The following is a 13,126-nucleotide window of genomic DNA, read 5'->3' on the forward strand; positions in this document are numbered from 1 at the left end:
TTAACTACTTATGGGATAATGTCATATTAACTAGCTGAAACCTATTACAAGGAAATGCTGGACCGCAGCGGGACGGGCCCGCCGGCTGACGGAGCTGCAGGCCCGCGGGGAGGTATAAGGGCAAACGGCGGATTTCCTCATGGGCAAACGGGTTGGCTTTACTCAAGTCATTGCGCCCAGCTTCTTATACTCGGTTTAACTCCTGACCCCGCAAACTAAGGCGCAGCTTGCCTACCCGGCAAACCCGTATCTGCTCTTGGCGCTCGGCCGGAAGCGGCGTCCAGATAGCCACTTCCGACCTTTCCCAGGGAGAGGGTAGGATCAGTCCCAGCGCTTGGACCGTCAGATTCTGATCTAACAACCCTACCAGCCGCATGTTTAGGTGGGACGCGGCCAGCCAGCAGAAATTTGGTACTGCTAACCGTTGGGCCAGAGCGGACCTGTCAAATTCCTCTGGAAAGTCTGAGAGAATCAGAACCGCACCCGAAGGGCTGGTTTCCCCGTAGAGCACCGGCGACTCCAGGTAATCACTTAAATTTAGTCGTTCCTCCATAATCATGGGCTTGCCCCGGCCCAGAGGCAATCCCAGCCAGGCCAAGCGGTTCACCGAAAAGACCAGCCGCCCAGCCCCGCGAAAATAGCGGCGAAATCTTTCTTCCCGGTACTGCCGCCGATACTCAAAAGATTTGGCCTCCGCCCGGTGCGAAAGCGGCAGGCGCAAAACTGGGGCCTGCCGCCGGGCCAGGGGAATCAGGATAGGCTCCAGCTCCTGAGACTTGGTGAGAGCCAAAATCAGCTTCGGGCCTAGCAGCTCTATCTGGGCCCATTTCAGCCGCTGGGCCGCCGGCCCCTGGATGTAACCACTGGTATTAACAACTAGGTGGCTTACCTTTTGATCCCGGGCCTGATCGGCCAGCCACCGGGTGCCGACCACCACCTCCAGCACCTGACCCGCAGGTGAGGTCTGCCCGATAAAATAGATGGCCTCGGGAAATAGGCCATCACCGCCGGGATGACGGGGAGGATAAAGCCCCAAGCCCAGAGTCGCCGGGGGACCCAGAAGGGATTGGCCCAGATCACAATCAATCAGGGCTACCCGCCGCCCGGCCACGTAGGCCCGATAGACCAGATAGCGGCACAGGGTGCTTTTGCCGCTGTCGGTCCCGCCCAGCACCAGGGTCAGACCCGCGGTGGCCAAAAACTGTTGAGCCGCCTGCTCCCAGGCCGAAGGCAGATCCAGGTCACACAGCTGCGGAAAAATCTCGGGGCTGCAATCACAGCTCATAAATTAATAGTAAAAACCGCAACTTGGATTAATTTTCTATCCAAGTCATAAACTCTGCCAGGTCCTCGCGGGAGGATTTAAATTCATTGATCGCCAAAGCCGGGTCCGGGACCCCGACGGCAATGGTCAAAACAATGTTCACACTTTCCGGTAGGCGCAATTCTTCCCGGATCACCCCTTCATATCTCAAGACCATCCCGATGGGACAGGTACCCAGCCCCAGGGCATGGGCTTTTAACACCATGTTCTGGGCTGCCATGCCCAGATCCAAAAGACGGGCACTTGGCAGCTGCTGGTCCATAGTGAGCAAGATTGCGGCTGGTGCCCCATGAAAATTAAAGCTGCTGGTCACCAGGTCAAATCCATGGGTCTGTTGGGCGAAGGTGGCTAATTCTTGACCAAAACGCTGGCTGCGCGCCTGAAACGGCGCAGGGAGTTCCGGCCAGCCTAAAGTGCCCGTTTGCTCCTCCTGGTAACGGGATACCAGTTTCTGGGCCAGCCGCTCCAGAGCGGGATTGGTTACCACGATAAACTGCCAGGGTTGTATGTTTCGGGCTGAAGGTGCCTGGTGGGCGGCTCCCAGCAAACGCATTAGAGTCTTTTTGGGAACCGGCTCCGATTTAAAACCCCGGGTGCACTTCCGGCTATAGATCGCTTCCGCCAAATCCATAAAGTCCTCCTGTTGATGCGATGTCTAAGCCATGCTGGTGTTAATCACCCATTTCAGACCGCTCTGGGGAGAGGGGGTAGGGGTCACAGACCCATCACCCCCTCCCAAACCCATCCCCCAACCCCTTAAGGGGGGTTGGGAGGGGATGGCGGGGTGCCTGTTGGTCCCCCGGCCCCCCTCAAATTAACCTTGTAATCGGTCAGAGTAATAACCCTATCCGCTAGCTTAATTAAAATAGCATGTTATTGAGTTTATGGGTAGGGGTCGAGGTGGCAAATATTTTTTTAATTTTTCCTATTTCTCTCCACCCGGTCCAGATTAGTGGAAGGTTTTGAGCCAGAGTCGTCAAGGGCGGGAAACAGCAAAAACCAACGATGGCCGGTCCTTAGGCCCGGGCATCGAGTCGGGGTTATGATGAAGTTGAGATTTTGGGCCGCTCCCCCGGATAGTGTTTTGAGGGAGCGGTTTTAATCTAAAATTCAATGTCTAATCGGGTTATGGACGGATTTACCAGTTGGCTGGCCTCGTCGCTCATCTTCAGGGTCGGCGTAATCATCAACATATGTTTGAGGTACTGGTAGCCGAAGCGGAGCAGTTCCTCATCGTCAGTCTTGATGCGCGCCAGCAGGTCCGGACCGATCTCGAACACATTCAAAAAGGGGCTTTCGAAGACGAATTTACGGAACTGATCCAGGTCATAGGCGACCATATAAAAAAGCCGGCGGATGCGGTCATTAATGACGATCCGATCTTGCGGATAATCAAGGAGCATCATGATCTTCCACTCCCGGTTCATCTCATCATATTTCTCCGCTCCCTGCTCCCGTCGCCAGGCTTCCACGGTTGTTTCGCTCTCCCCTCCAAAGCCCTGACAATGCTCCTCCTGAATATAGACATAGAACTCTTCCAGGCCGGCATCAGTCAGCACGCTCCCTTGACCCAAAGGGTAGTAGCGGCAGGTAACCGGGCGGTCTTCATAGACAGAGCACCCCTCCGGACTGACAAAAGGACAACGCCCCTCCGGGTCCTGGCTCATATCCAGGATGACCACTGGCAGGCCAGTTTTTTCATGATGATCCTGACGGGTATAGCGTTTTAAAAACTCCCCCGAACTAATTCCCAGGCGGTGGCGCAGGCGCAGAATATCATAAGGGGTTAATCTGATCGTGGTCCGGGCACAACAGTGGGTAAAACAATCTAAGCCCTTATGACAGCGAAACTTAAAGGTACTATCCAACGACAGTCGGACAGGCTCGATTTCGGTTTGCTTTGATACATTCATTTAGTTCTCCTTGAAATGACTAAGGGTCGAGGGTTACCTTAATATTTTATCTCTAACCGTTGCTTATCCATAGATAATCTAAGTATGAAGTGGCATTATGTCAAAGTTAAATTTTGAACTGATTCGCAATTATCAGCCGGAGCCGACAAATTTGATTTACAAAAAATTCCGATCGGCGGCCAAATAAAAATGCCAGCCGGCAAAGGGCTGGCGGTTATCACGGTTGAGTTAAAAATTTATTTTAATAACTTGGTCATATCCGTGACTTTAGTGCGCTTGGGGGTTGAGTCGGAGGGCTCCACCGTCTGGTGGCGGACAATCTTGCCTTCGGTTAGATAGATTACTTCCTCGGCAATATTGGTGGCGTGGTCAGCAATCCGCTCCAATTCAGCCGATATGGTTGGAAACTGGATCAGACAGTCCAGCCGCTCAGGGTTTTGGCGGATGCTTTCTTCCACCTGGCCATAGATCTCCTGATTAATGTTGTCAACCTCTTCATCGGCCAGACACACCTGGCGGGCCAGTCCAGAGTCTAAATTTACCAAGGCGTCGAGACTATTTTTGAGCATGGCCAGGGCCTTTTCGGCCATCCCGGAAAAATCAAAAGGAATTTCTATTTCCGGACAGGAGGCCAGGGCAAAGGCTCGTTCGGCAATATTGACCGCCAGATCGCCGATGCGTTCCAGATCATTATTAATATTGAACACCGCGATAATGAAGCGCAGGTCGGTGGCTACCGGTTGGTGCAGGGCAATGATCTTCAAACATTGCTCCTCAACCTCAACCTCCATCTGATCGATATCCGCGTCAGTGTCGATGACCTTGCTGGCCAGTTTAGTATCGTGTTTGACTAAGGCGCGGATGGCGTTTCTGACGTTTTCCTCCACCAAGGCGCTAAAATACAGGATCCTGCTTTTTAATTTATCAATTTCTTGCTGGAGCGGCCGGACCATTAATGCCTGTCCTTTCTAATTGCTTAACCAAAACGGCCAGTAACATATTCTTCCGTCTGCTTGTTGGCCGGGTTGGTAAAAATCTGATCGGTAGTTCCGAACTCTATTATCTGTCCCTGGAAGAAAAAGGCGGTAAAATCGGAGACCCGAGCCGCCTGTTGCATGTTATGGGTCACAATGACAATGGTGTACCTAGATTTTAATATATAAATTAATTCTTCGATCTTGCCGGTGGCAATCGGATCAATGGCCGAACAAGGTTCGTCCATTAACAAAAGCTCGGGTTCAACCACAATGGCCCGGGCAATGCATAATCTTTGTTGCTGACCGCCGGAGAGAGCCGTACCCGGTTTGCGCAGGAAATCCTTGACTTCGTCCCACAGGGCCGCCCGCTTCAAGGCTTCCTCGACCCGATCGGCCATTTCACTCTTATTCATACGATAATGCAATTTTAAACCAAATGCAACATTATCGAACACACTCATCGGGAAAGGGGTTGGTTTCTGGAAAATCATGCCGACCCGACGTCGAAGCTCCATAAGGTCTTGAGAGGGATCTAAAATATTTTTCCCATCCAGTAGTACCTCACCCGTGGCCCGCTGGTCCCGGTAAAGTTCAAAAATCCGATTATATACCCGAATATGAGTCGATTTGCCGCAGCCTGACGGACCAATAATGGCAGTCACCTGATTCTGGGCGATGTTCAGGTTATTATCGAATAAAGCCTGCTGACTGCCATAGTAGAAATCCAGGTGGCGGACCGAGAGCTTGATGCCGGGCTTTGGTTCAGGCCAAGGCGGTTTCAGGGTTTCCTCCGGGGGCTCAATGACCATGGCAGGTTGTAAAGTATTCATTTTTTCCATGACCTTTTTCTGCAATTGTGATTCGGTGGGTGTTTGTATAGGCGGCCCGGCGGATTGCCCCTACGGTAATTATCGGCTGACCGGCAAGTTTGGTTTATTTCTTTTCCTGGAGGACGAAACGCGCCGTTAAGTTAAGGGCCAGGACCCCAAAGGTAATCAGCAGCGATGCCCCCCAGGCCATCTGCTGCCAGTCGCTGTAGGGGGACATGGCATAATTGAAGATGGTTACGGTTAAATTGGCTGTGGGTTCCCCCAGGGAACGGAACCAATAAGGGCTGTTCAGGGCAGTAAATAATAGCGGAGCAGTTTCGCCACTGACCCGGGCTACTCCCAGCAAGCCCCCGGTGATCAAACCAGCCCGGGCGGCTCGAAAGACGATCAATACGGTTACTTTCCAACGGGACGCGCCCAAGGCCAAGGCCGTTTCCCGCAGGGTGTTGGGAACCAGGCGCAGCATGTCTTCGGTGGTCCGGGCGATAACCGGCAACATAATGATCGCCAGCGCCAAGGCCCCGGCGTATCCGGAAAAGTGTCTTAGGGGCACCACGACGATGGCATAAATAAACATCCCGATGATGATAGAGGGCATGCCCATCAGGACATTGGAGGAAAAGCGGCTATTATCCGCCAGCCGCGATTCTTGGCCATATTCGGCCAGGTAGACTCCTCCCAACAGTCCCAACGGGACCGCAATCAGGGTGGCCATCCCGGTCATGGCCAAGGTCCCGGCGATAGCGTTGGCCAGGCCGCCCCCCGGCATACCGGGTGGAGTGGGCAGCTTAAGGAAAAAGTCGAAATTGATCGCCGCCAGACCGCGCAAGACAACTTCCAGGGTAATCCATCCCAATAACAGGATGCCCAACAGCGCTGCGATAACGGCAAAACCACTCACCAAAAAATTAATCAGACGGCGTCCGGTGGGGGGCCGACGGTTCATAACCCTACACTCCAGGCGCGATACATGCGCCGCAACATTATTTGGGAGAGTACTTGCACCAGATAGGTGACAATGAACAGGACCAACCCCAGGGCAATCAAGGAACTGACATATAAGGGCTCTGTGGCCTCAGCGAACTCATTGGCCAGACAGGAGGCAATGCTGTTGCCCGGGGCAAACAGCGAGGCCGAGATACGATGAGTATTGCCAATTACAAAAGTGACGGCCATGGTTTCGCCCAAGGCCCGGCCCAGCCCCAAAAAGCAGGCCCCCAGCACCCCGACCAGACCATAAGGGATGGTGACTTTATAGGTCACCTCCCAGGTGGTGGACCCCATACCATAGGCCGATTCTTTTACCACCGGCGGCACCAGCAAAAACACGTCCCGGGTGATCATGGTAATAAAAGGGAGGATCATAAAGGCCAGGATGATCCCCGCGGTCAGCATGCCGATGCCCATGGGCGGCCCTTGAAAAAGCGGCAGGAAGCCCAGGGTATCAGCCAGGGCCGGCTGCACATAATCAGCCATAAACGGGGCAAAGACGAACAGGCCCCACATGCCATAAATGATGCTGGGAATGGCCGCCAACAGTTCGATCAGGGTGCCGATCACCCGGCTGAGCCGGGGCGGGGCCAACTCCACCAGCAGCAGGGCGATCACCATACTTAAGGGCACCGCCAGCAGCATGGCGATCAGGGTCGATACCACCGTGCCAAAAATACTGCTGGCCGCGCCAAATTCCTGGGTGACCGGGTTCCAGGCTTGTGAGACCAGAAAACCCGGTCCAAAGGTTTTGATGGTGGGGAGCGAGTACCACAGTAGCTGAAGAAAGATGGTCCAAATAAGTAACGGCACCAGAGAGGCGCAAAGGCCTGAGAGCCAGCGAAATCCAATGTCACCGGCGGATTCCGCCCCGGTTTTGGGCCAGAGCTGCGGAAATTTTAGAATTCTATTCTCCCGCACTACCAACTCCTTTATGTACCCCGTAAGGGCGACCCGGCAGGTCGCCCTTACGGTTGCAGCATTTGATTAAATCATCGCCGGGCATGATAAATCTGGATCAGTGGATTTATATTTTACTGCCACACTGCCTGGCCGTCGGCCTTAACTTCCTGGGTCCAGGAGGCCTCCACCATCTTGATCACTTCCTGGGGCATGGGGACATAGTGCAGTTTTTCGGCGATATCGCTGCCATGTTTAAAGCACCAATCAAAATATTCCAACATGGCCTTGGCCAGTTTGGCATCCGGTTGGGTCTTATTGATCAGGATAAAAGTCGCCCCGGCGATAGGCCAGGTGTTGTCCCCGGGCTGGTTGGTGAGCACCATGTAATAGCCCGGCGCGTTTTGCCAATCCGCATAAGCCGCCGCCGACTGGAAGGACTCAATGCTGGGAGCGACAAATTTGCCAGCCTGATTTTGTAATTTGGCATAAGTCAACTTGCCCTTGATGGCATAGGCATATTCCACGTAGCCGATGCTGCCCGCTATTCTATTAACGTTGGCCGCCACCCCTTCGTTGCCCTTAGCGCCAATGCCGGTGGGCCAGGAGACCACTTTGCCGTAACCGACCTTGGCTTTCCAGTCCGGGGAAATTTGGCTCAGATAGTGGGTAAACAGCCAGGTGCTGCCGGAGCCATCAGCCCGGTGGACAATGGTGATCGCCTGCTGGGGCAGCTTCAGTTTAGGATTGACCTTTTTAATCGCGGGGTCATTCCAAGATTTGATTTTACCCAGAAAAATATCGGCTAACAGCTCTTGGGAAAGCTGCAGCTCCCCGGCTTTGATGCCTGGAATATTGACCACCGGGACGATACCGCCGATCAGCATAGGGAACATCAGCAGATCGGATGCTTTCTGCTCCGCAAGCTTCAATGGCTTATCCGTGCCGCCGAAGTTAACGGTTTTGGCCTTGATCTGGGCAATGCCGCCCCCGGAGCCAATCGATTGATAATTGACTTCTATCCCTTTTAGATTTTTGTATTTATGAGCCCATTGGGAATAGACCGGGTAAGGGAAGGAAGCCCCGGCGCCATTGATCTTCATGGTTTCGGCCTGAGCCAAGCCCACTATCCCCAAAATGAAAGCCAAGGATAACCCCAGACACAGAGTTTTCTTCATTGCCAACCTCCTCTGGATCCCGGCAGGGAAAATTGCCTATCGGGATAATTAAGTTTGGATAAAAAATGTTAGACTTTGGTTAAGATCCGGTTAATTTTGCACAAATGCACCACAGACTTGTCATAACCGCATTGCTGCTGGGGTCGAAGTCGCAGGGACCGATTCGATTTTCCGCGGCCCAATCCTAAAAGTAGATCTGATAAACCATCTGGAACCGTTTATCGTCTCCCAGGGCGGTGTTAAAGCCGGCCGGACTGAGCAAAGCCCCGCGGGTGCCGTTCCAACCGATCCAACGGTCGATATTGCGGCCAAATTTGGTGGTTTCGAAAACCAACAACAACAGGTTTTTCTTATAAACTTCATAAGCCACGCCGGTTATCCATTTGTGATACATGGCGCTGGGGTAAAAATCATTGTCTTTGTCGGCATCGTAATAGTCAAAGCGGGCAAACAGGTTCAAGCGCCGTTTCCACCAGGGAAACCTGACATTGCCGAACAAGGAAAAACCCTGACCCCACAGGCCGGCGCCGGTCGGAGTGACCCGGCGGCCTTCCTGACCGCCTTTGGCCGCGTAATACTGGCCGGTGAAAGTGACCCAGGGGTTCTGGTAACTCAGCATCACCAGATGGACGATCCAATCGGCAAAGTAATTGGGGTCAGTGGCCAGGGGCGCAGCCGCGGCCAGTTGTCCCGAGGTGGAAATACTGTCATTACCTTTCCCATACAGGCCAAAATAGCTCAGTTGCAAGCCAGCCAGCCACCGGTAATAGGGCAGGGGCCGCAGGGTCACCCGGTATTCCACCACCTTGTTGTCATTGTTTTCCCGGTTGTGATAACTGGCGCCGTTATAAACCCCGAAGTGCCAACTGCCATAGAGGCCGTCGTAGTGACTATCCCCGATTATCACCTTGGATTCCGGCAGCCGACCGCCGAAGTAGCCCCGCAGACTAACGCCTAAATCCGCAGAATTGAAGATTCCCGCTCGCTCAATGGCCATGGTCCCCTGACAGCGGTAGGGGTTGATATGCTCTTCAAAATCGAGCCAGGGCATGTGCCCCATCCCGATTTCGGATTTCATATCGGTCAAGAACCCCAGATTAGGGGGCCGCAACTCGGCATAATAGTACTTGAACCGGACTTCATAATCTTGCCTGTTAGGTCGGTGACGGTCCAGGGTGGCCCGGACCGACAGCCAGGGAGTGATCTTCTTTTTGATGGTAATGTAGGCGCGGGTCAGGTCAAACTGGTTATAGGAGGTGTTTTTCCACCGACCGCCCGAGGCGTTCCATTCCGGCTGGGACTGTTGTCCTACCGAGTAGTCCACATAGCCCAGGAACCCGATGCGCAGGTCTTTTAAGGCCTTGGGTACCATGCCTTTGGTAGCTTCGGCGGCCTTTAGCGCAACCCGTTTTTCAGCCTGCTTTACTTTGTCCTCAACCTTTTGTTCTACCTGCTGTTCGACTTCCTGAGCCTGTTGTTTTTCCAGCTCTTGGGCTTCTTGTTCAACCTGTTTGGCTTCCTGGGGAGTGAGGACCCCCTTGCGAATCAACACCTCCAAAAGCGGATCACGGGCCGCTCCGGGGGAGGCCGTTCCCAGAATAACGGCCAGGACTAAGGCCACCAAGGCCAGTAAAGCAAAACGATGGCTCCCACGCCTGACCAATTGATAATGTATGGGCCGGGGTCCAACCTTTGGTTCGGTTACCGGGTTCGTCACCTCTATTCTCCTTTCACCTTATGCTTGTTTTTGATTTAAGCCATGAATCTGAATCGATTCACCTCCTCCGCACTTTAGCCCTAAACCCAAATCCCTGTTGATTTTGTCCCTATCACCCCTTTCTTTGAGACGCATAGAAAGTTGCTCTTATAATTAAATTTTTCGTAGCCCGGGCCTCTGGCTTCCTCCTCTATTTCTGGCTAATTTGGTTTCTCAATGGCAGGTTGGGAGGAGTCTCCCGGTAATTTGACCTTGGCCGCGGGTTACAGCTTTAGGTCAGACTTGCCAATGAAGGTTACACGGATGATATTTGCGGTTTATAAGGGGAAAGTCAGGAATTACTTTAAAATTAATTAAATTACGGTTAGGAAGCCCAAGGCTTGCTTAGAATTGATTCTGAGGAAGATGCAAGGAAAATACGCTCCCCTTGCCAGGCGTGCTTTCCACCGTCACCCGGCCGCCATGGGCCTGGGCAATGTGTTTGACTATGGCCAGCCCCAGGCCGGTGCCGCCGATCTTGCGACTCCGACTGGCATCGACGCGATAGAAGCGTTCAAAGATGCGGGACTGATGCTCTTTGCTGATGCCGATCCCTTGATCCTCCACGCGGATGATAATTTCCTGGGGCTGGCTGTCGGTCTTAACCTGGACGATACTCCCGGCGGGGCTGTATTTAATGGCGTTGTCAATCAGATTCACCAACGCCTGTTCCAGGAGATGGGGATTTATCGGGGCCTGCACGTCATTTTTACTAACGGTGACTATATTGATGCCCTTGGCTGCGGCGCGACTGGCGCAGGCCTGGACGGCACCCTGTATAACCTCGTTAATCGGGCTTTTGATCAGGCTGAATTTTACCTGATCGGCCTCTTGTTCGAGTCGGGATAGGCTGAGCAGGTCCTCAATGATTTGGTTGAGACGGTCAGCTTGGCGGGCGATAATGTCTAAAAATTCTTGGGCTTTCTCCGGCTCCGCCAAGGCCCTGTCCTGCAAGGTCTCGACAAAGCCTTTGATGGAGGTGATCGGAGTGCGGAGTTCATGAGAGACATTGGCCACAAAGTCCCGCCGGGCATTCTCCAGCCCCCGCAGCCGGGTGACATCGTGAACCACGATCAAAGCCCCGATCGGAGCCCCCTGGAGATCTCGCAGTTGGGTGCCGTGCGCCTGCAAAAACCGCTCTTCCTCATCGTTTAAGACGATTTCGCCTTCAATCGGCGCGATGGCGCTCTGGGCCCGGCTGACAAACCATTGCAGGTCGGTATTTCTGATTACTTCCTGGATACTGCGGTGCCGGACGGCATGGGGTTCCACCCCAAGCAATCGGGCCCCGGCGGTATTCAGGGTGATGATGTGCCCCTGACGATCGACGGCGATCACCCCTTCTACCATACTGGACAGGATGGCCTCATGTTCTTGACGTTGTCTCAGGATGGTGCGGATGCGGTCATCTAGCTGGGCCGCCATTTGGTTCAAGGCTTCTGCTAGGCTGCCCAACTCATCTGAGGCGGGCACCGGCACCTTGCGATCCAGGTTGCCTTGGGCAAAGCGGGCCGCCCCCCGCTTCATCTCCTCCAGCGGCCGGGTGATGCGGCGGGAGATGAATAAGCTCAGAGCGGCCGCTATCAGGGCAATAGCCAGCCCCCCCAGGGCTATTTTGACATAGATTGCCTTCAAGGCCTGATCAATGGTAGTCACCGGAATGGCGGCCCGCACCACCCCGCTCACCTGGCCCTGCTCCTTATGGGGAAGGGCCACATACATCATGTATTGGTTCAGGGTGTAACTTTTGCGGGTAATGGTCACTGTTTGGCCGGCCAGCGCCCCTTGGATCTCTGGCCGATCGGCATGGTTATCCATCTCAGCCGGGTCCTGGTGGGAGTCACCCAGGACCTGGCCCGAGGGCAGGATAATCGTGAAGCGGGTATGGCTGGCTTGCCCCCAGGATTTACACAAGGCGTCTATCTCCGCCACTTGGTACGATCCCAGCCTTTTTTGCACCTGCATGGCCAGCAGGCTGGCCTGATCTCCCAGATCCAGCGCCATCTGCTTCAGATAGAGCTGTTCCCAGACCCGGGAGATATACCAGGTGACTGCAACCAGGGAGATAATAGTGATTATCAGATAGGAAGGATAAAGATGCCAGAGAAGCCGTTTGCGGCGCATGAGTCATTCCTTAAAGCGGTACCCGACTCCCCGCACCGTTTCAATATAATTGCCAGCAGATCCCAGCTTTTTGCGCAGGCCAACGATCTGGACATCGATAGAGCGATCTGAGACCGGATAATCATCACCGTGGACCCCGTTGATGATCTGGGTGCGGGTGAATACCCAACCCGGACGCCGGGCCAACATGTGCAACAGTCGGAACTCGGTCACCGTCAGGTCCACCGGCTGGCCAGCCACCATGACCTCATGGCGTCCGGGGTGGATGGCCAGTTCATGAATGGTTAACGGGGAGGTCTCTCCCGGGGGTTCAATAGCCCGGCGGCGCAGCACGGCCCGCACCCGGGCAATCAATACCCGGGGACTGAAGGGTTTGGTGATATAATCGTCGGCTCCCAGTTCCAGGCCGGCCACGATATCCGCTTCTTCTCCTTTGGCCGTTAGAATAACAATCGGAATATATTGAGTTTTGCCATCGTGTTTCAGCACCCGGCAGACCTCCAGGCCGTCCATCCCGGGCAACATCAGATCAAGTAAAATCAGATCCGGTCCCATGTTCCGGGCGGTTTTCAAACCCTCTTCCCCGCAAGTCACTCCGGTTAGGTGGAAACCTTCTCGGGACAGGTTATATCTGACCAGTTCCAGGATATCCTCTTCGTCCTCTACCACCAAGATATGTTCTTTGGCCATAACTTTCTCCTAAATAAGTCCTGACCAGATTATAACATTATGCTGCCTTAATTATATTAATTTACAATTAAAATTCTGTCAGATTCTCATGAGGAGCCGTTAACCGGAGGGCCTGCTCCCACAGCAGTGTGGGTTATTTGACTCCCTCAGAATTTAGGGCTTGCTGGGAAGCAAACCAGGCTGGGGCTCTGCCCCTGCACCGCCGGAGTTTATCGCTTTGCGGAGCACCGGATTGGCAGGAAAAGAAAGGACAGGGCAAACTGCCCTGCCCATCCGTACGCTCCCCGGGGTCGGCGCTCAGGTCGCTCTCCAGCGTTGCCCTATCCTCCGCCCAGGTAAAGGAATTATATCATGAAAGCAAAATTTTGGGATATCGGAAAAATTGTTTCAATGCCATCATCGCGGGATCCTGACATTTGAAATGGTCCTCAAAATGAGGGCGGT

The 13,126-nt window shown here is 53.8% G+C and carries 11 protein-coding genes; all 11 read right to left on the minus strand.

Annotation, left to right across the window (positions count from 1 at the left end; all coding sequences use genetic code 11):
- Positions 1-184 precede the first annotated feature (184 nt).
- The 11 genes from JRG72_02365 to JRG72_02415 all read right to left on the minus strand — a co-directional run bounded on the left by JRG72_02365 (position 185) and on the right by JRG72_02415 (position 12,682).
- Positions 185-1,285 carry a hypothetical protein gene (locus tag JRG72_02365; protein MBW2134067.1) on the minus strand — a complete coding sequence of 367 codons (1,101 nt, stop codon included), beginning with the start codon at positions 1,283-1,285 and terminating at the stop codon, positions 185-187.
- A 28-nt stretch (positions 1,286-1,313) separates the two neighbouring features.
- Positions 1,314-1,955 carry a nitroreductase gene (locus tag JRG72_02370; protein MBW2134068.1) on the minus strand — a complete coding sequence of 214 codons (642 nt, stop codon included), beginning with the start codon at positions 1,953-1,955 and terminating at the stop codon, positions 1,314-1,316.
- A 472-nt stretch (positions 1,956-2,427) separates the two neighbouring features.
- Positions 2,428-3,237 carry a YkgJ family cysteine cluster protein gene (locus JRG72_02375; GenBank protein ID MBW2134069.1) on the minus strand — a complete coding sequence of 270 codons (810 nt, stop codon included), beginning with the start codon at positions 3,235-3,237 and terminating at the stop codon, positions 2,428-2,430.
- A gap of 236 nt (positions 3,238-3,473) precedes the next feature.
- On the minus strand, positions 3,474-4,190 hold the full coding sequence (gene phoU, locus JRG72_02380; GenBank protein MBW2134070.1) for a phosphate signaling complex protein PhoU: 717 nt from the start codon (positions 4,188-4,190) through the stop codon (positions 3,474-3,476).
- A gap of 23 nt (positions 4,191-4,213) precedes the next feature.
- Complete coding sequence (gene pstB / locus JRG72_02385; GenBank protein MBW2134071.1) at positions 4,214-5,023, minus strand: phosphate ABC transporter ATP-binding protein PstB; 810 nt, start codon at positions 5,021-5,023, stop codon at positions 4,214-4,216.
- A 124-nt stretch (positions 5,024-5,147) separates the two neighbouring features.
- Positions 5,148-5,990 carry a phosphate ABC transporter permease PstA gene (pstA, locus tag JRG72_02390; GenBank protein ID MBW2134072.1) on the minus strand — a complete coding sequence of 281 codons (843 nt, stop codon included), beginning with the start codon at positions 5,988-5,990 and terminating at the stop codon, positions 5,148-5,150.
- Positions 5,987-6,940 (minus strand): phosphate ABC transporter permease subunit PstC, encoded by a 954-nt coding sequence (gene pstC, locus JRG72_02395; GenBank protein ID MBW2134073.1) that lies wholly within the window; start codon positions 6,938-6,940, stop codon positions 5,987-5,989. The genes pstA and pstC overlap by 4 nt, the downstream gene beginning before the upstream one ends.
- Before the next feature lie 128 nt (positions 6,941-7,068).
- The gene (pstS, locus tag JRG72_02400) at positions 7,069-8,112 is read right to left on the minus strand and encodes a phosphate ABC transporter substrate-binding protein PstS (protein ID MBW2134074.1); all 1,044 of its coding nucleotides are present in this window, start codon (positions 8,110-8,112) and stop codon (positions 7,069-7,071) included.
- Positions 8,113-8,296: 184 nt separating this feature from the next.
- Complete coding sequence (locus JRG72_02405; GenBank protein MBW2134075.1) at positions 8,297-9,829, minus strand: hypothetical protein; 1,533 nt, start codon at positions 9,827-9,829, stop codon at positions 8,297-8,299.
- Positions 9,830-10,213: 384 nt separating this feature from the next.
- On the minus strand, positions 10,214-11,992 hold the full coding sequence (locus tag JRG72_02410) for a HAMP domain-containing protein (protein MBW2134076.1): 1,779 nt from the start codon (positions 11,990-11,992) through the stop codon (positions 10,214-10,216).
- Positions 11,993-11,995: 3 nt separating this feature from the next.
- Entirely contained in the window at positions 11,996-12,682 is a 687-nt protein-coding gene (locus tag JRG72_02415) for a response regulator transcription factor (protein ID MBW2134077.1), read from the minus strand.
- Positions 12,683-13,126 lie beyond the last annotated feature (444 nt).

This window comes from Deltaproteobacteria bacterium, from assembly GCA_019309545.1.
In the GTDB taxonomy this organism is placed as follows: Bacteria; Desulfobacterota; Desulfobaccia; order Desulfobaccales; family Desulfobaccaceae; genus Desulfobacca_B.